The 18,608-nt window shown below is 64.3% G+C and carries 14 protein-coding genes and 2 pseudogenes; 6 read left to right on the top strand and 10 right to left on the bottom strand.

The window, feature by feature from the left end; genetic code table 11:
• Positions 1 to 5: 5 nt before the first annotated feature.
• Positions 6 to 872, top strand: a pseudogene (locus BLR13_RS35465) (acyl-CoA dehydrogenase family protein); the annotation flags it as partial.
• A 13-nt stretch (positions 873 to 885) separates the two neighbouring features.
• Here BLR13_RS35465 and BLR13_RS35460 read toward each other — a convergent pair.
• A protein-coding gene (locus BLR13_RS35460) for an IS630 family transposase (RefSeq protein ID WP_143039769.1) occupies positions 886 to 1,831 on the bottom strand; the annotation gives its coding sequence in 2 pieces (ribosomal slippage) (positions 886 to 1,495 and positions 1,494 to 1,831; 948 coding nt in all).
• Positions 1,832 to 1,846: 15 nt separating this feature from the next.
• Here BLR13_RS35460 and BLR13_RS35455 point away from each other — a divergent pair.
• A pseudogene (locus BLR13_RS35455) lies at positions 1,847 to 2,194 on the top strand (acyl-CoA dehydrogenase family protein); the annotation flags it as partial.
• Between the two features lie 233 nt (positions 2,195 to 2,427).
• Here the strand turns inward: BLR13_RS35455 and BLR13_RS35450 are convergent.
• A complete protein-coding gene (locus tag BLR13_RS35450; RefSeq protein WP_074832707.1) occupies positions 2,428 to 4,788 on the bottom strand; it encodes a caspase family protein in 2,361 nt (786 codons plus the stop codon).
• A gap of 126 nt (positions 4,789 to 4,914) precedes the next feature.
• Entirely contained in the window at positions 4,915 to 8,424 is a 3,510-nt protein-coding gene (gene dnaE / locus BLR13_RS35445; protein ID WP_074832703.1) for a DNA polymerase III subunit alpha, read from the bottom strand.
• A 28-nt stretch (positions 8,425 to 8,452) separates the two neighbouring features.
• Here dnaE and BLR13_RS41245 point away from each other — a divergent pair, with 28 nt between their 5' ends.
• A complete protein-coding gene (locus BLR13_RS41245; RefSeq protein ID WP_172805581.1) occupies positions 8,453 to 8,761 on the top strand; it encodes a hypothetical protein in 309 nt (102 codons plus the stop codon).
• A 173-nt stretch (positions 8,762 to 8,934) separates the two neighbouring features.
• Here BLR13_RS41245 and ltrA read toward each other — a convergent pair whose 3' ends face one another.
• Together ltrA and BLR13_RS35435 are read right to left on the bottom strand one after the other, a co-directional pair.
• Positions 8,935 to 10,320, bottom strand: coding sequence for a group II intron reverse transcriptase/maturase (ltrA, locus tag BLR13_RS35440; RefSeq protein WP_244525003.1), 1,386 nt, complete (start codon positions 10,318 to 10,320; stop codon positions 8,935 to 8,937).
• Between the two features lie 473 nt (positions 10,321 to 10,793).
• Positions 10,794 to 11,540: an outer membrane protein gene (locus BLR13_RS35435; RefSeq protein ID WP_074832700.1), complete on the bottom strand. Its 747-nt coding sequence runs from the start codon at positions 11,538 to 11,540 to the stop codon at positions 10,794 to 10,796.
• 304 nt (positions 11,541 to 11,844) lie between these two features.
• Between BLR13_RS35435 and BLR13_RS35430 the strand changes: the two genes are divergently transcribed.
• The 3 genes from BLR13_RS35430 (at position 11,845) to BLR13_RS35420 (ending at position 12,817) form a co-directional block, all read left to right on the top strand.
• Positions 11,845 to 12,138 carry a DUF3551 domain-containing protein gene (locus tag BLR13_RS35430; RefSeq protein ID WP_074832697.1) on the top strand — a complete coding sequence of 98 codons (294 nt, stop codon included), beginning with the start codon at positions 11,845 to 11,847 and terminating at the stop codon, positions 12,136 to 12,138.
• 143 nt (positions 12,139 to 12,281) lie between these two features.
• A complete protein-coding gene (locus BLR13_RS35425) occupies positions 12,282 to 12,557 on the top strand; it encodes a DUF3551 domain-containing protein (protein WP_074832694.1) in 276 nt (91 codons plus the stop codon).
• On the top strand, positions 12,557 to 12,817 hold the full coding sequence (locus tag BLR13_RS35420; protein ID WP_074832691.1) for a DUF3551 domain-containing protein: 261 nt from the start codon (positions 12,557 to 12,559) through the stop codon (positions 12,815 to 12,817). The genes BLR13_RS35425 and BLR13_RS35420 overlap by 1 nt, the downstream gene beginning before the upstream one ends.
• Before the next feature lie 2 nt (positions 12,818 to 12,819).
• On the opposite strand, the gene BLR13_RS35415 is transcribed toward BLR13_RS35420, so the two are convergent.
• The 5 genes from BLR13_RS35415 to BLR13_RS35395 form a co-directional block, all read right to left on the bottom strand.
• Positions 12,820 to 13,518 carry an ABC transporter ATP-binding protein gene (locus BLR13_RS35415; RefSeq protein WP_074832834.1) on the bottom strand — a complete coding sequence of 233 codons (699 nt, stop codon included), beginning with the start codon at positions 13,516 to 13,518 and terminating at the stop codon, positions 12,820 to 12,822.
• Positions 13,519 to 13,525: 7 nt separating this feature from the next.
• Entirely contained in the window at positions 13,526 to 14,806 is a 1,281-nt protein-coding gene (locus BLR13_RS35410) for a lipoprotein-releasing ABC transporter permease subunit (protein ID WP_074832688.1), read from the bottom strand.
• Positions 14,807 to 14,880: 74 nt separating this feature from the next.
• Positions 14,881 to 16,200: a proline--tRNA ligase gene (gene proS / locus BLR13_RS35405; RefSeq protein WP_074832685.1), complete on the bottom strand. Its 1,320-nt coding sequence runs from the start codon at positions 16,198 to 16,200 to the stop codon at positions 14,881 to 14,883.
• 304 nt (positions 16,201 to 16,504) lie between these two features.
• Positions 16,505 to 18,082 carry a copper resistance CopC/CopD family protein gene (locus BLR13_RS35400; protein ID WP_074832683.1) on the bottom strand — a complete coding sequence of 526 codons (1,578 nt, stop codon included), beginning with the start codon at positions 18,080 to 18,082 and terminating at the stop codon, positions 16,505 to 16,507.
• An 8-nt stretch (positions 18,083 to 18,090) separates the two neighbouring features.
• Positions 18,091 to 18,606 (bottom strand): YcnI family copper-binding membrane protein, encoded by a 516-nt coding sequence (locus BLR13_RS35395; protein ID WP_074832681.1) that lies wholly within the window; start codon positions 18,604 to 18,606, stop codon positions 18,091 to 18,093.
• Between the last annotated feature and the right edge of the window lie 2 nt (positions 18,607 to 18,608).

Raw genomic sequence — 18,608 nt, 5'->3', positions numbered from 1 at the left:
GACTTATGCCCTATCGCTCATCGTGGATGACCGAAGAACTCGACGTCTTTCGCGAGCAATTCCGAAAATTTCTCGCCAAGGACCTGGCGCCGCATGCCCAGAAATGGCGCGACCAGAAGATGGTCGACCGCTCCGCGTGGCGCGCGCTCGGCGAAATGGGCGCGCTGCTGCCGAGCGTGCCGGAAGTCTACGGCGGCCTCGGCGCCAGTTTCGCCTACGATGCCGCCGTGATCGAGGACATCGAAACCGTGGTGCCGGAAGTCACGACCGGGGTTTCGGTGCATAGTGCCATCGTCGCGCACTACATCCTGAACTACGGATCCGAGGAGCAGAAACGCCGCTGGCTGCCGAAGATGGCAAGCGGTGAATTCGTCGGCGCCATCGCCATGACCGAACCCGGTACCGGCTCCGACCTGCAGGGCGTGCGGACCACGGCGCGCAAGCAGGGCAACAATTACGTCATCAACGGTCAGAAGACGTTCATCACCAATGGTCAGGCCGCCGACCTGATTGTCGTGGTCGCGCGCACCGGCGGGCCCGGCGCCAAGGGATTATCGCTGATCGTGCTCGAGACCGAGGGCAATGAAGGTTTTCGGCGCGGCCGCAACCTCGACAAGATCGGCTTGCACGCGTCGGACACTTCGGAATTGTTCTTCGACGACGCGGTGGTGCCGCCGGAAAACCTCCTCGGAACCGAGGAAGGCAACGGCTTCGTCCAGTTGATGCAGCAACTGCCGCAGGAGCGGCTCTCACTGGCCGTCGGCGCCGTGGCTTCGATGGAACGCGCGGTCAAGCTGACGGTCGATTACACCAAGGAGCGCAAGGCGTTCGGTCAACCGATCATCGAATTTCAGAATACCGCCTTCACGCTAGAGCATTTTCCACCTAGCATGCGGCATATCCGGAGTTGCGGAAGTAGTTGGCGCATTCGTCCGGCAGGAAGGCGTCGAGCAGGCAGGCGATGCGGTTCCAGAGGCTCTCCACGGAGCGCTCGGCAGCCTTTCGTAACAAGGCTTTGAGTTTTGCGAAGAGCTGCTCGATCGGATTGAAGTCCGGCGAATAGGGAGGCAGGTAAAGCAGCTTTGCGCCTGCAGCTTCGATCGCTTCACGTATCCCCGGCACCTTATGGGCACTGAGATTGTCCAGCACGACAATGTCGTTTGGCTTGAGGGTCGGTACCAGGACCTGTTCGACATAGGCGAGGAAGGCATTGCCGTTCATCGGGCCGTCGATGACGCATGGTGCGGTAAGGGCTGTGGAGCGCAGGCCCGCAACAAAGGTGCTGGTTTTCCAGTGACCATGCGGGATTTTGCCGACCAGCCGCTCGCCGCGCGGAGCCCGGCCGTACAGCCGTGCCATCTTGGTCGAGGTGCCGGTTTCGTCGATGAAGACCAGTCGGTCGGGATCGAGCTTGGGTTGATTGTCCGCCCATGCCGTCCGCGCCGCGGCGACGTCAGGCCGATCTTGCTCGGCCGCCCGAACGCTTTTTTTTGAAGCTGATGCCGTGGCGGTCGAAGAACCGCCAGACCGACCCGATTCCCGCCTTTTGTTGATGCTCATCGAGCAGACGGCGCTGGATCTCTTCCAGAGTCAGGTCCGGTTCCTGCCGAACCAACCCAAGCAACCATTCCTCATGCTTCTTCAACGGCGACCGGCTCTGACCCTTGTTGGATTTGGCCTCAAAGCTACCGGTCTCCCGCCAGCGCTGTGCCCAGCGGATCGCCGTCGAATCCCCAATCACAAACTGTCTTGCCGCAGCCCGCGCCGCCGCGCCACCCTCAACAACCTGGATCACTCGAATTCGTAAGTCGTTCGAATACCCCATTGCCAGCCTCCTCAGTCCGAGAAGGCCACAGAATCTTATTCGCAGCTCAATGGGAATCCCTTCGATTCACAGAAAATGGAAAATGCTCTAGCCGAGCGCAAGACCGAGGCCATGATCGCGCGCGTCTTCGTCGACTGGTGCGTGGAACAGCTCGTCGCCGGCCAGCTCGATACCGTTACCGCGTCGATGGCGAAATACTGGTGTTCGCAGAAGCAGGTGGAGACCGCCGACGAGTGCCTGCAGCTTCACGGCGGCTACGGCTACATGGAGGAATACCCGATCGCACGGATGTTCGTGGATGCGCGCATCCAGAAGATCTACGGCGGCACCAACGAGATCATGAAGCTCCTGATCGCGCGGTCGCTGTAGCCCGGCGCGTGCGAGCCTGTCCCGATCTATTCGGCCAGTTGAAGCTGCGCTGCAGCGTCCGAACGTCGACCACGTCAAACGGCCGGTGCGAACTCACCTGAACCTGGCGAGGCGCAACAACGCCGCGGCGATTCACGCCGCATATTCATTTCGATCGGTCGGTGGGCCGCCCTTTTCCCCGGCGACCCTGCGCAGCTCCGGTCAGATCCAGCCCTGACCGGCAGCGCTTTGCCTCAGCACCGCGGAACGTTCGGCGGGCATTTCTTGGCTGCGGCTGGCGGCGCCGGACGCGGTGGTGGCGGCGCCGGACGTGGCGGCGGTGGGGGTGGCGCCGGCCGGGCGATCTGAGGTGCCGGAGCCGGCCGCGGAGGCGGCGGCGCGGCCATCCGGGGCGGCGGCGCGACAATCCGCGGCGGCGGCGGTGAAGCGACCCGAGGCGGCGGCGGGGCGGGCCTCGCCATCTGGGGAGCCGGACGCGGCGGAGGCGGCGTCGCCCGGCGCACATCCGGCTGAATGGTTGTCCGCTTCGGAGGAAGAGCTGCCAAGGGCTTGGGTGGCGGTTGAACGGCCGCCGGCCTGCTCACGGCTTGCGGCGCCACCGTTGGCTTTGCGTTTGCCCCCTGGACAGGCGCCAGGCTGTTCGGCTTCGGCGGGGCTGCCACCCCTGCCGGTACCCTCGGTGTGCCGGCGGCGGCAGGTGCATTCGAAACCGCTGCCGGAGGTGCTGCTCCCGGTTGCTGCGGCGCCAGCTTCACACTGGGATTGGTCGCATTCGCGGGCGGGGTCCCTGCAGCCGGCGGTAGCGGCGGCGCACCTTTGACGCCGGGCACCGGCAACGAATTGGCCTTCGGCAACGCCTGGCCTTGCGGCAGCGCGTTCGGGGCCACATTCGCAGGCTGCGGCGCATTCGCCGGGGCAATCCGGCCAACCGGCGCGCCCGCTGTACCGGCCTTCGCGGCAGGGTTTATCGATGCGCTCGGAGGCATTGGCAGTTTGCCTTGCTGGATCAGCGAGGCCTTTTGCGCGACCGCGGGTGGCAGCGCGGCCGTAGCGCCGGCGGGCCCGGGTGCAGGTACGGCCGGTGACGGCGCGGCGCCTTTGGCGGAGGGGAGCGCGGTACCACCCGGCCCTGTCGGCGCCGGCAGAGGCCGCTGGTTGATGACGGTGTTGATGACGGTCGTATTGTGAATGTTGGCGTAGATGATGTTGTTCGGCGGTGGCGCCACATAGACCGGCGCTTGAACGTAGACTGGAATCGGCACGAACAGCGGCTGCGGCAGGATGAAAAGCCCGATCGGTGGTGGCGGCGGCTCCAATACGATGAAATCCGGCGGCGGCGGCGGCAGGTAATAGAACGGCGGCGGCGGCGGCGGCGCAAAATCAAACTCGGGATCGCTGAAAACCAGCACCGGGCGATCGACGTAGACGATCTCTTCGGGCGGCGGCGGCGGTACATCGTAGTCCATGACCGCGAATGCCGGCGGCGGCTCCAGCGGTGCGGTGAGGATGGCAAGGCGGCGGCGCGCGTCGCCGGCGTGTGGCCCGCGCGGATAGCGCCGCAGATAGGACCAATAGGCGTTGGGCGTGTCGGCCCGGTAGGTCCGACCCCACGTGATCGCTTCGCGCCGCGCGGCGACGATGGCGCGCACGCGCCGGGCCAGTGGATCGCCGGGATAGGCGATCAGGAAATCCTCATAGCCTTGCAGCGTGTCGCGCTCGACCGCCGCGGTGTAGGCATCCTGCACGCCGAGATCGCGGATCGGCTTGTTGCGGAGAGCGGCGACCTGATCCGGCGGCGCCTGCGCCGGCGCATCCGGCGCACGGTCGAAGAACACGAACTGGGCGTCGAGCTTCTGCGAATCCCACGGCACCTGCGCGCCCTTGGTTGCTTCGTTGACGCGCAGCCGCACGCGGTTGAAAACTTCCTGCAGCGGCAATCCGCCGGCGCGGATCATCTCGGCGAGCGACTGGGCGTAGGCGCCGTACGGCCCCTGCTCCGGCGGTGCGACCGTGCCCGGCGCCGCGTTATAGGCGATCAGCATATGCGGATCCGCCTCCACCAGCGCCAGGCCGCTTGCGATCTGCCCCTCGACGAAGGGTTGCTGCCGCGCCGCATCCAGCACGACGATGCTGGCCTTGAGCGGAAGCGATGCGAGCTGCCGGATATAGTCGCTGATCCGCAAGGATTCGATCGGAATGTCGGTCTCGCGGTTGATCGCGGAGTCGACCGGCACGAAATAGTTCTCACCGGCAAGCTGCAGCCCGTAGCCGGCGAGATAAACCATCGCCACGGTGCCCGGCCCGGCGGCTTGAGCCTTCTGGACGAAATCGCGGAAACTCTTGCGCAGGGTGTCGCCATCGAGGTCGCGGGCGCCGATCACATCGAACCCCGCTGCCTGCAAGGTTTGCGCGATCAGGCCGGCGTCATTGGCCGCGGTCGCCAGCGGCGACTTCGCATACGCGCCGTTGCCGACCACCAGTGCGATGCGCTTTTCCGGCTGCTGCTGGGCGAAGGCAGAACTCAGGAGCGCCGGAAACCCGGACACGACAAGCAGACATACCGTAAAGATCGACACCCTTGCTGTCAGTCGCATGATCCTGTGTCCCCACCGCGATTCAAACGCACGCGCACATGGAGCGCCTGCCTGTCTGAACATTACTTGAATGAAATCCGGTTCAGCAACGTCTCCGGACCGCGTGCAGGGGCCCGCCAAGTTCCATCAAAGCGTCTGGACGTCCACCACGCCCGACACCGCCTTGATCGCACCGGCGATCTGCGGGGAGACCTTGAAGCGGCCCGGCAGCTTCATCTCCACCTCGGTTTCGAGGTCGAGCATGATGACGAGCGAGACATCGCCGTCGGCTCCGCCCGCCGGCGCGGGCGCAGGCTTCGCCGGCGCGCCCCTGGCCTGGCCGCCGGGCGGCGCCGCTTCCGGCATGTTCAGCCGCCGCGCGATCGAATCCAGCGGCTTGGTGTCGCGAACGAAAATCCGCAGGCCTTTTTGCGTCTTGGCCGCGGCGGCATCGAGCGGCTCGGCATGCAGCACCCTCGCCCGCACATCCTCGCCCTGCAGTTCGGCGCCGAGCTGCAGCAACACCGCAGCACCCGGCTCCAGCACGTCGCGGTACTGCGCGAGGCCTTCGGAAAACAGCACGGCTTCGAAATGGCCGGTCGGGTCGGACAGGCCCATGATGCCCATCTTGTTGCCGGTCTTGGTGCGCCGTTCCATGCGCGAGACCACGGTCGCTGCGACCTTGCCAGCGGTGGCGCCGGTTTTGACAGCGCGCGAGAATTCCGCCCAGGATTGCACCCGCAGCCGCTTCAGGACGGTCGCGTAGTCGTCGAGCGGATGGCCGGACAGGAAGAAGCCGACGGCATCGTATTCGCGACGGAGTTTTTCGGCCGGCAGCCAGGGCTCGAGCTGCGGCAGCATGATGGTCGGCGCGTCGGACGCGCCGCCGAACATGTCGTTCTGGCCGAGCGTTGCGGCCGAGTGGCTGCGCTGGCAGGCGGCCAGGATCGCTTCCGCGCCGCCAAATACCCGCGCGCGATTGGCATCCAGCGTATCGAAGGCGCCGGCTGCGGCGAGGCTTTCGATCACCCGCTTGTTGATGGCACGCGGGTTGGCGCGCGCGGCGAAATCGGCCAGCGACGTGAACAGCCCTTCGCGCCGCGTCTCGACAATGAGTTCGACCGCCGCAGGACCAACGCCCTTCAGCGCCGCCAGCGCGTAGTAGATCGTGTTGTCGCCGACCTCGAAGGTCGCGCCCGAACGATTGATGTTGGGCGATTCGACCTTGATGCCGAGCCGCTGCGCCTCGGCGCGAAATTCCGAGAGCTTGTCGGTGTTGTTGAGTTCGAGCGTCATCGACGCCGCCAGGAACTCGACCGGGTAATGCGCCTTCATATAGGCGGTGTGATAGGACACCAGCGCATAGGCTGCGGCATGGCTCTTGTTGAAGCCGTAGTCGGCGAACTTGGCCAGCAGTTCGAAGATCGTATCGGCCTGCCCCTTGGGCACGCCGTTCTTCACCGCGCCGGCGATGAAGATCGCACGCTGCTTTTCCATCTCGGCGCGGATCTTCTTGCCCATCGCGCGGCGCAACAGGTCGGCGTCGCCGAGCGAATAGCCGGCCATCACCTGGGCGATCTGCATCACCTGTTCCTGGTAGATGATGACGCCGAAGGTTTCCTTCAGGATCGGCTCGAGCATCGGATGCAGATATTCCGGCTCCTCGTCGCCATGCTTGCGCGCGCAATAGGTCGGAATGTTCGCCATCGGGCCGGGACGATAGAGCGCCACCAGCGCGATGATGTCCTCGAAGCGGTCGGGCCGCATGTCGACCAGCGCCCGCCGCATGCCCTGGCTTTCCACCTGGAACACGCCGACCACGTCGCCCTTGGCCAGCATCTGGTAACTTGCGGCATCGGTGATCGGTAGCGTCGGCAGATCGATATGGATGTTGCGCTGCTTGAGCAGCTTGACCGCGACGTCGAGCACGGTCAGCGTCTTCAGGCCGAGGAAGTCGAATTTGACGAGACCCGCCGGCTCGACCCACTTCATGTTGAACTGGGTCACCGGCATGTCGGATTTGGGATCACGATAGAGCGGCACCAGTTCGCTCAAAGGCCGGTCGCCGATCACGATGCCGGCGGCGTGGGTCGAAGCGTGCCGCGTCAGGCCTTCGAGGCGCTGGGCGATGTCGAAGGCGCGCGCCACCACGGCATCCTCGTCGCGGAAGGCCTGCAACTTCGGTTCGCTCTCGATCGCGGCCGCCAGGGTCACCGGCGCCGCGGGATTCTGCGGGACGAGTTTGGTGAGTTTATCGACCTGCCCGTAGGGCATCTGCAAGACGCGGCCGACGTCGCGCAGCACGCCGCGCGCCTGCAGCGTACCGAACGTGATGATCTGGGCCACCTGGTCGCGGCCGTAGCGTTGCTGCACGTAGTCGATGACCTCGCCGCGGCGGTCCTGGCAGAAGTCGATGTCGAAGTCGGGCATCGAAACGCGTTCCGGATTGAGGAAGCGCTCGAACAGCAGGCCGAACTGGATCGGATCGAGGTCGGTAATGGTCAGCGCATAGGCGACCAGCGATCCCGCGCCGGAGCCGCGGCCCGGACCGACCGGAATGTCATGGGCCTTGGCCCATTTGATAAAGTCGGAAACGATCAGGAAGTAGCCCGCATAGTTCATGCGGTTGATGACGTCGATCTCGAAGGCGAGACGCTTCTGATAATCCTCTTCCGTCGTGCCCTGCGACAGGCCATGGACCGCAAGCCGCCGCGCGAGCCCCTCCTCCGCCTGGCGCTTCAGCTCAGTGGCTTCCTCGCCCACGGCATCGGATCCGGAGCTGGCGCCGACGGTGAAGCGCGGCAAGATCGGCTTGCGCGTCATCGGCCGGAACGAGCAGCGTTCGGCGATCTCGACGGTGGACGCCAGCGCCTCCGGAATATCGGCGAACAGCACCGCCATCTCGGCGCGGGTCTTGAAACGATGGTCGGGCGTGAGCTGGTCGCGATCGGTTTCGGCGATCAGTTTTCCGCCGGCGATGCAGAGCAGCGCGTCGTGGGCTTCGTAGTCGTCACTGGCGGCGAAGTAAGGCTCGTTGGTCGCAACCAGCGGCAGGCCTTTGGCATAAGCGAGATCGATCAGGCTGCTCTCGACGCGGCGTTCCCGGTCGATGCCGTGACGCTGCAATTCGACATAGAGCCGATCGCCGAACAGGTCCGCGAGCCGGTCGCAGCGCGTTGCGGCAAGCGCGGCTTGATCGGCGTGCAGCGCCAGCGAAATCGGCCCCTCGGGGCCGCCGGTCAGGGCGATCAGGTCTTCCGCATCGCCCTCGAGCCATTCGAGCTTGATATGCGGCGCTTGATGGATCGGCGTTTCCAGGAACGCCCGGGAGTTCAGCCGCATCAGGCTGCGATAGCCGCGCTCGCGCGCCGCCAGCAACACGATGCGCGACGGCGCTGCCGAAAGCACGTTGCGCGCATTGGGGTCCTGGTCGCCGAAATCGATCGCGAGCTCGAGGCCGACGATCGGCTGGATGCCGTAGCCCGCCATCTTGTCGGAGAATTCCAGCGCCCCGAACATGTTGTCGGTGTCGGTCAGCGCCAGCGCCGGCTGACGGTCCGCCTTGGCCAGTTCGCCGAGCTTGGCGATCTTGATCGAACCCTTCAGCAGCGAATAGGCCGAATGAACGTGGAGATGGACGAATCCGGCACTGGACATGGCTGTTTAACGGGCTCTGGCAAAGTGGATGGGTGCGCTCGTCACGCTCTCGGGAAAGCAGAAGCCCTCCGCGAATGCCGACTCGCGCGCCGCAATGGTGATGCCTTGGCCTTGCAGAGTCCACGCGGAACGCGACCGGCGCGCCCGCCATCCGGCTTTTCCCCAGCAGGCATTTCCAGACCCGCAAAAGGCCGGTTCCGGCCCGCCATTTCAGAGCTGGGGAATCACCTGCGCCCAGACCGCAATCATGCCGATAAACAGTGAAATCGATGCCAGCGCCGCCGCTTCTTCCACGAACAACCTCAACATGAACCCGACTCCGTATGAGAACATATGAGGAACATTGTTCCTTTTTTGTTCCAGGAGTCAAGGGCCCCGTTCAGTGGTCGCGGGGCGACAATTTCCGATGGTTAATTGGCCGGTCCGCCCAATCGGGATAGGGGGGAGCCTCACAGCTCCGCCCCTCCCACACCACCGGACATACGGGTCCGTATCCGGCGGTTCGGTGGATCATGCGGTCTGTGGTGCCGCGACGGAAGTTAGGCCGAGTGCACTGAAGAACGCGATTGGCATGGCGATGGTGAGCGCGGGGCTGTTTGCGAGCCGCCAAGGGCCATGTGGGCTGCCGGCGGTTTGTGCCGCCAGATCCCGGCCGACGCCGCAACGTCGCAACTCGGCAAAGCGAGTGTCACCCCGTTTCCATTGTTTCCAGGCGATGGCGCGCAACCGCCGCCTGAGCCACTCATTAAGCGCGCGCAACACTGACGGTGTTTGGCAGAAGCCGAAGTAGCCGCGCCACCCGATCAGGTAGACCGACAGCTTCTTGACGATCTGCGCGAGGCTTTGCCCGCACGTGCGCCGCGTCAGCTCCCGGACTTTTGCTTTGAAGCGGGCGATCGCCTGCGGCGCGATGCGCCGCCGTGGCTCTTTCCCGCCGGTGAAGCTGAAGCCCAGGAACTTGCGGACACTCGGTTTGGCGACCGCGCTCTTGGCTTTGTTGATCTTGAGCTTGAGACGCTTTTCCAGGAACTTCTCGATGCCGGCCAGTACCCGCTCGCCCGCCTTCTGACTGCGCACATAAATGTTGCAGTCATCAGCATAGCGCACGAAGCGGTGACCGCGCTTCTCCAATTCCTTGTCCAGCACATCCAGCATCAGGTTCGACAACAGCGGCGAGAGCGGTCCGCCTTGCGGCGTACCCTCCTCCGTCGGACTGACCAGTCCTCCCTCCATCACCCCCGCATTCAAGAATGCGCGGATGAGCTTCAGGAGGCGCTTGTCAGCGACCCGCTTGGCAACCAGCCCCATCAGGATGTCGTGGTTGACCCGGTCGAAGAACTTTTCCAGATCGATATCCACGACGACGGCATGCCCGGACGCGATATACGCCTGCGCCCGTTCCACCACCTGATGCGCCGAGCGGCCCGGCCTAAAGCCGAAGCTTGTCTCGGAGAACGTTCCGTCCCAGTCCGCTTGCAGCACCTGCATCACCGCCTGCTGGATGAACCGGTCGAGCACCGTCGGAATGCCGAGCGGCCGCAGGCCGCCCGACGCCTTCGGTATCTCCACCCGCCGCACCGGCTGTGGCTGGTAGGTGTCCTCAAGCAGTTGGGCTCGGATCGCGAGCCAGTGCTCCTTCAGGTAGGCCGGCAGTTCGCCGGCGGTGATCCCGTCGACGCCCGCCGCACCCTTGTTGCGCGTTACTCGCGCCAACGCTTTCTTCAGGTTCTCACGCTCGATCACTACTTCCATCGACGGTCCCGCGACCGCCGGGCGTTCGAGACAGGCTTTCGCCGTGCCGGCTTCAGTCCCTTGGGAGGGGGCGCTTCGGGCTTCACCCGACGCGTCGCGGCCCAAGTCCAGTGTTTGCTGTGTCTTCTGCTGCACGGTCTGCACGAGATTGCCGCTCTACTGACCTCTTCCACCGTTCAGGCCTTCGGCGGCGCGCGACCGCCTACTATGCCCTCTGCTGACTTCTGCGCGGCGATCAGGCCGCCTTACGACAGCCTCAGTCCCGTTGCCGGGACACCGCGCAGACCTCCCGAGGTAAGACCGACCGCCTTCGCCGCACGCCCGCCGGATTTACCACCCCGGCCCTTGATGACCATGGACTTCGCGATCATGTGCTCGCTCGTCCGCCCGGGTAGGCCTCGTTATCCGGTACTTGTCCATCGAGCCGCGGTTTTGCTCCACGCTTTCTTCAGACCCCACCTCGCGGTGACGCCCTTGCGCTTCACTAATCCTTCGCCGTCATCAGGCTGGATAGAGGACTTCCACCTCCAAGCTGTCGTTCATACTCGGCACACACAAAAAAGCCCCGGGCAATGCCCGGGGCTTTCTGTCTTGATCGTGCGCCGAAGCGCGCGAAATCAGTACCTTGCGACGACCGGGCCACCGAACTTGTAGTTCAGGCGAGCGGTGACCAGATCGATGTCCTGACGGATGCGATCGCTGCCAACCACCAAGCCAGCTCCATTGGTGAAGCTGTAGGTCTTGTCCTGCATGAACAGATGGTCGTATTCGAGACCAACCGACCAATTCGGAGCGAAGGCATACTCGGCGCCGACGCCGATCGCGCCACCCCAGCGGGTGTCATCGGCAGTGGTTCCGAAGAGTGCGCCCGGAGCCGTATTGATGCGGTAGCTGTTCGAGGTCACAGCTGCACCGCCCTTGACGTAGAGCAGGAAGTTGTTGGCGGCGTAGCCGACCTGACCGGTGAACAGGCCAAACGCGTTGGTCTTCGAGTTGTTCACGAAACCGGGGCCAAACAGCGTGCTGGCGTTGCTGCCCTTGAAGTCAGCCCAGTTGCCCTGCGCTTCCAAACCGAACACCCAGGTGCCGGCCTGCCAGCGATAGCCGACCTGACCACCGACGGTGCCGCCGTTTGCAGTGTGGGAACCCTCGGGGCCCACCGCGCCCAGTGCGACCGAATCCCAGCTATTGCGGCTCGAACCCCAACCACCGTTGGCGCCGATGTAGAAACCGCTCCAGTCATACACAGCGGCGATCATCGCGGGCGCCTTGGTGTAAGGACGCGCAGCGAGATCCGCAGCGACTGCCGGCGCCGCCGCGCCGAGCGCGATCAGGCTGGCCGTAACAAGCAAAATCTTCTTCATTAGTTTATTCCCGTTCCAAGTTGTACAGCCCCCAAGGCCGTGCACAGTCTGATAGCATTCTCTAACCAAATTGCTGTAACCTCACAGCAACAGCGAATGCGAAACGACTTTGGTGAAGGCGTAAGTTAATGATGCGTTACAGGCATTTTTCGACACATTGTGCGCCGAACTTGCCGCAAAAATTTCACATTTGAATTTCACCGCGGTATTGCGGCAGAGATTGTGTTGATGAGAAGGCAAGCGTCGCAGTTCTGTCGGTGCCATGGAACCGAAGATGCGCCGATGGACTCGAGGAGATACGAAAATGCGTAGAGCGATTCTTGTGTTGCTGGCCGCGAGCGCGCTGGCCGCACTCGGCACGGCCCCCGCCGCAGCCGTCGGCACCCGCTATCCGTTCTGCATCCAGGGCAACGACCAGCCGGGTCTCAGCAACTGCACCTTCACGAGTTACGAGCAGTGCCAGGCGACGGCGTCGGGGCGGCTTCTGTCCTGCATCGCCAATCCCTATTATGTCGGCACCAACGACGCGCCGCCGGCCGGCTATCGGCCCCTGCCCGGCCGCACGTTGCCGCCCGCCTACGGCTATCCGCGCTACTGAGCGTCTCGAAATTTATTCCTCCGAACGCCATCAAATTTCGCAGCGCGCGTGACGAAATGCCTGCGCGTGAACGTGATTTGACGCGGACGCGGCCGGATTGTCTGCTGTCCGTCAGAATTCGACAAGCCGTGACGGAGGAAAGCATGCCGAGAGCATTGCGGGCGCTGATGGCGGGCCTCGCTGTCGCGGCGGCAGTTGCGACGCCGGCGGCGGCGCGCGAGATGGCCTTCTGCATCAAGGGCTGCGATTTCGGCGGAGGCGCCGGCGATTGCAGCTTCTCGTCGCTCGCGCAATGTCAGGCGACCGCCTCCGGGCGCGATGCGACCTGCGCCTCGAATCCCTATTTCGGCGCCAAGGCCGAACTGTCAAAGGCCGAACCGCCAACCAATCACAACCGCCTGTCACGAAGGAACTTTTGATGCGCATTACAGCTTTGGCCGTTCTCGCCCTCGGAGCCATATCGCTCGCCGCGCCGGCGCATGCCCAGACCTACGGTTCGAACTACCCGGTCTGTCTCCATGTTTATGGCCCGATCAGCTATTATGAGTGCAACTATACCTCGCTGCCTCAATGCAACATGTCAGCCTCGGGGCGTTCGGCGCAATGCGTCGTCAACCCCTATTTCGCAAACGCTTCCGAATACGGGCCGGTGCGCAGGCGGCATCGCGGCGTCTACTGACGCTAATCGAGTTCGACGACCTGACCGTCGACCAGCGACACCCGGCGGTCCATCCGGCCGGCGAGTTCCATATTGTGGGTTGCGATCAACATCGCGACCCGCGTCGCCTTCACCAGCTGCATCAGCGCGTTGAAGACATAATCGGCCGTGTGCGGGTCGAGGTTGCCGGTCGGCTCGTCCGCCAACAGCGCCCGCGGCGCATTGGCGACCGCGCGCGCGATCGCCACCCGCTGCTGTTCGCCGCCGGAAAGTTCGGCCGGCCGGTGCGTGATGCGGTCGCCGAGGCCGAGATAGGCCAGGATTTCCGTCGCGCGCGCCACGGTCTCGGCGCGCTTGAGGCCGCGAATCATCTGCGGCAGCATCACGTTTTCCAGCGCGGTGAATTCCGGCAGCAGCCGGTGCGACTGATAGACGAAGCCGATGTCGGTGCGCCGGATATGGGTGCGGTCGATGTCGGATAGTTGCGACGTCGGCGCGCCCCCGATATAGACCTCGCCGTCGTCGGGGGTCTCCAGCAGGCCCGCAATATGCAGCAGCGTCGATTTGCCCGACCCCGACGGCGCCACCAGCGCTACCGATTGCCCCGCCCACAGCGCCAGCTTGGCGCCGTTGAGAATGGTCAGCGTCGCCTCGCCCTGCCTGTACTCGCGTTTTATCTCGTGGAGATAGATAACCGGTACGTCTTCCGCCCCCTCGGCCATCTCGTCCTCACTCATACCGAAGCGCGTCGACGGGATCGAGCCGCGCCGCGCGCCAGGCAGGATAGAGCGTTGCCAGGAACGACAGCGTCAGCGCCATGATCACGACCGCGGCGGTCTCGCCGAAATCGATCTCGGCCGGCAGGCGGGACAGAAAATACAGCGTCGGATCGAACAACGGCGTGTTGGTGAGCCACGACAGGAACTGCCGGATCGATTCGATATTGAGGCAGATCAGCAGTCCGACCATGAAGCCGACGAAGGTCCCGACGACGCCGATCGAGGCGCCGGTGATCAGGAATATCCGCATGATCGAGCCCTGCGAGGCGCCCATGGTGCGCAGGATCGCGATGTCCTGGCCCTTGTCCTTCACCAGCATGATCAGGCCGGAGACGATATTGAGGGCCGCGACCAGCACGATCATGGTCAGGATCAGGAACATCACGTTGCGCTCGACCTGCAGCGCGTTGAAGAAGGTCGAATTGCGCTGCCGCCAGTCGACCAGGAATACCGGCCGTCCCGCGGCCTCCGTCACCGCCTTGCGGTAGGCGTCGATCTTGTCGGGGTTGTCGGTGAACACCTCGATCGCGGTAACGTCGTCCTTGCGGTTGAAATAGGCCTGCGACTCCGGCAGCGGCATGAACACGAAGCTCGAATCGTATTCGGACATGCCGATCTCGAACACCGCCGCGATCCGGTAGGGCTTGATCCGCGGCGTCGTGCCCATCGGGGTCACGGCCCCCTTCGGCGCCACCAGCGTGATGCTGTCGCCGGCATGCAGCGACAACTGATCGGCGAGCCGCCGCCCGATGGCGACGCCCTGCCCGTCATCGAAGCCTTCCAGCGTGCCCTGCTTGATGTTCGAGGCGATCGAGGTGAGGTTGTTGAGGTCATCGGCGCGCATGCCGCGGACCAGGACGCCGGAGGCGTTGAAGGCCGAGGACGCCAGCGCCTGACCGTCGACGACCGGCGCCGCCAGCCGGATGCCCTGAACCCCGCTGATCCGCTCGGCGACGTCCTTCCAGTCGGTCAGCGGCGATTCCAGCGGCTGCACCAGCAAATGCCCGTTCAGCCCGAGGATCTTGTCCAAGAGTTCCTTGCGGAAGCCGTTCATCACGGCCATCACGATGATCAGCGTGGCAACGCCGAGCATGATGCCGAGGAACGAAAAGCCGGCGATGACGGAGATGAAGCCTTCCTTGCGCCGCGCCCGCAGGTAACGCCCGGACAGCAGCCATTCGAAGGCCGCAAAAGGCGGGGTTCGGAGTGTTTCGTTCATGGTCTCATCCATCGCTCGATAATCCCATGATTCGGGGCCAAATGTGGCCGGACTGGCCAACATTAACGGCCACTCCGTGGATAAACTTATCCGGTTATCCGCGCCACCACTTCCGCCGGGCTGAGATTCTCGCGCGACCCGTCGCTGCGTCGCTTGATCTCGAGCTTGCCCTCGGCAAGCCCCTTGGGGCCCACCAGAATCTGCCAGGGAATGCCGATCAGGTCGGCGGCGGCGAACTTCGCGCCGGCACGCTGGTCGGTGTCGTCGTAGAGCACATCGACGCCCTTGGCCTCGAGTTCGCGATAAAGCTTCTCGCAGGCCGCATCGGTATCTTCCGAGCCCTGCTTCAGATTCAGGATCACGGCGGTGAACGGCGCCACCGCTTCCGGCCACTTGATGCCGGCATCGTCGTGGCAGGCCTCGATAATGGCGCCGACCAGGCGCGATACGCCGACGCCGTAGGAGCCGCCATGGATCGGCACGTCGACGCCATCAGGGCCGGCGACCATGGCCTTCATGACGTCGGAATATTTGGTGCCGAAGTAGAAGATCTGGCCGACCTCGATACCGCGGGTGTGGACCTTCTTTTCCGCCGGCACCTCGGCGTCGAATCTGGCGGCGTCATGAACGTCCTCGGTCGCGGCATAGACCGAGGTCCACTGCTTGATGATATCGGTGAGATCGCCGTCGTAATCGACGTCGTCGCCGGGGACCGGCAGGTTGAGCACGTCGCTGTCGCAATAGACGCCGGACTCGCCGGTCTCGGCGAGCACGATGAACTCGTGGCTGAGATCGCCGCCGATCGGGCCGGTCTCGGCGCGCATCGGGATCGCCTTCAACCCCATCCGCGCGAAGGTTCTGAGGTAAGCGACGAACATCCGGTTATAGGAACGCCGCGCCCCCGCTTCGTCGATGTCGAATGAGTAGGCGTCCTTCATCAGGAATTCGCGGCCGCGCATCACGCCGAAGCGCGGACGCTGCTCGTCGCGGAACTTCCACTGGATGTGGTAGAGGTTGAGCGGCAGGCTCTTGTAGGATTTGACATAGGCGCGGAAGATCTCGGTGATCATTTCCTCGTTGGTCGGCCCGTACAGCAATTCGCGCTTGTGACGGTCGGTGATGCGCAGCATCTCCGGACCGTAGGCGTCGTAACGGCCGCTCTCGCGCCAGAGATCGGCAAGCTGCAAGGTCGGCATCAGAAGTTCCAGCGCGCCGGCGCGGTCCTGTTCCTCGCGGACGATCTGCTCGATCTTCTTCAGCACCCGGAATCCCAGCGGCAGCCAGGCATAGATGCCGGCCGCTTCCTGCCGCATCATGCCGGCACGCAGCATCAGCCGGTGCGAGACGATTTCCGCTTCTTTCGGATTCTCTTTGAGGATAGGCAGGAAAAACCGCGACAATCGCATGGACAAACTCTGGGAATCAGTTGGGGACACGAAGGAGGAGCAGTGAAACCGGATCGGGTGTGAAAAGACAAGGCCGAAGGCTATGAAAAGGCCGCAGGAAACGCCGATTTCCGGCTGGTTTTGCCGGTGAATTGCGGCAGCGGCGTGAGGTGATCCGCGACTTCTCCGTCATTGCGAGCGAAGCGACTTGTCCGACGCAATCCTTCTTGTAGCCCGGATGAGCGCAGCGATATCCGGGGCGGTGCGAGAGTTGTCCCGGATGTCGCTTCGCTCATCCGGGCTACTCAATAATGGGTGATAGCAATCACCGCACCTCGAAATCGTCTTCCAGCGTGACCTTCTCGAAATCGGTCACCAGCGCATCGATCTGCATGTGCCAGCGGCCTGGCTGCGGCAGCGGCACGCCGCGGACGTGCCAGTAACCGTCCGGCCCGAGCACGGCGTTGCGTTCGATCGGTTCGATGCCGCGCTCCGGCAGGCTCAGCGTCAACGTCGCCTCCTTGGCCGGGAGCTTGCTGCCGTCGCCCGTCATCAGTTGCAGTACGAAATCGTCGGAGCCTACTTTGCCCGGCGATATCAGCACCTGGAACATCGCGGTCTCGGTGTGGATATGAACCGCAAGCGGCGTGGCGGCGGAATCGGCCAGCGCGCGCGGCGGCGTCGTGAAACGCCAGCCGGCAACCGCGATGAGAATGCCCACCACCAGCAGGAATTCCAGAAATACCGATCCGCCCAATGTCCGCGTGTTCTCACCATCCAGCACGACCGCCGGCGTGAGGAAGAACCGGTTCAGCACCGCCAACGCGAGCAGCAGGACCACCAGCACGAGCTTCACCAACAGAATAATGCCGTACCAGGTGTCGATCAGCGCGCGAAAACTCTCCAGTTGAATGATCGCGAGCACGAGGCCGGTCAACACCAGCAGGCCCACCAATGGCACCGCCGCAGCCGAGAATTGCCGGAGCGCCCGCGGCAAGGCGTTGTGCCGCCGCCGAGCCATCACCACCAGCGGCGCCAATGCGCCGACCCAATAAGCAACCGCAATGCCGTGAACGAACACCAGCGTCGGCGTCAGCCACTGCGGCGGCGCAGTGGCGGCGTGACCGCTGGTGGCCAGCGAAAACCCGACGCCGATCATCGCCAGCGACGTCAGCCCCCAGGCGACCGTCATGGTCGGGCTTTGCCAGGCGAACCGCGCGACGGCCATCGCGGCGATCGCGATCAGCATCGACGGTCCAAGGCTGGTGCCGAGCGCCGCCTTCCAGGGCGCCAACGTCGCAAGCGCTGTGAGTGGAAGGTTGAGCAGGTCGATACCTTGCAGGCCGAGCGAAGCCACCGCGCCGGCTACGCCGAGCGCGAGCGAACCAAGGATCGTCGTCGCGCCGTAAGGCCCGTACCCGATCCAGGCGGCGAAGAACACGCCGCCGACGCCGACAAACAATCCGAGATAGACCCCGATCCGCGCCAGCCAGATCAGGCTAACTGTGGTGACGGAGATCGCACCGGCGTTGGTCGGCATAGCAGTGCCGGTCACCGCGCCGATCGAAAACACCAGCGATCCCGCCACCGGGTGGCCGTCCTGCGACACCACGCGATAGCTCAGGACCTGGGTGCCGCGCGGCAGCTTCTCGGGCAACGCGATGACGACCGATTGATCGACGGCACGCATGGTGACGTCGTGCGCTTTGCCTGCGGCATCGATCAGGCTCGCCACCGCCGGCGCCACGTTCTCGTTGAAGCGCAATTGTACTGTAGTGGGCGCCTCGGACAGCACGCTGCCGTCGGCCGGCTCCGCGGAGACCAGTGACGCGTGCGCCCAGGCGCCGGTCGCAAAGCAGAGCGCCACCAGCAGCGCCGCGAGGCCGGCGATCAAGCGCGTCATTGGCGCCGTTACGGTTTTGGCATCAGCATGACGCCGGGCGCCGGCGACTTGCTGCCGTGGCCGTGGGCCTCACCTTCCTTGGGGATGTCGATCCAGCGGCTCACGCCCTGCTCGCATTCCTGCACCACCGGAAAATACAGAGTGCTGTTCGGCTTCATCCCGTCGGTGATAAACGTCGAGACGACGAACTCATCGTATTGGTGATCCGGCAGTTTGCCGCCGCTCCACACCACTTCCTTGACGCCCTCGGACAGCTTGCTGCCGTGAAAGTCGTATTCGGCGGCATATTTGCCGTTGATCGCCTCGACGTTCCAGCCGGCCTTCGGCATCGGCTTCGCGGCGATCACCCCTTCCGGAATCTGGACGCGGATCCTCGTCGTGGCCGATCCCGCACAGCCGTGCGGCACCGCGAACACCGCCTTGTACGACGATCCGATCGTCGCCTGTTTGGTTTCCAGCGAGACATGCGCAATCGCCGGCGACGCGACCAGCGCGGCGGCGACGCATACAGCGGCTGCTCCCATCC

This window comes from Bradyrhizobium ottawaense (assembly GCF_900099825.1).
Classification (GTDB): Bacteria; Pseudomonadota; Alphaproteobacteria; order Rhizobiales; family Xanthobacteraceae; genus Bradyrhizobium; species Bradyrhizobium ottawaense_A.
The sequence above is the reverse complement of the archived record's forward strand: the minus strand, read 5'-3'. Positions and strand labels throughout refer to the sequence as shown.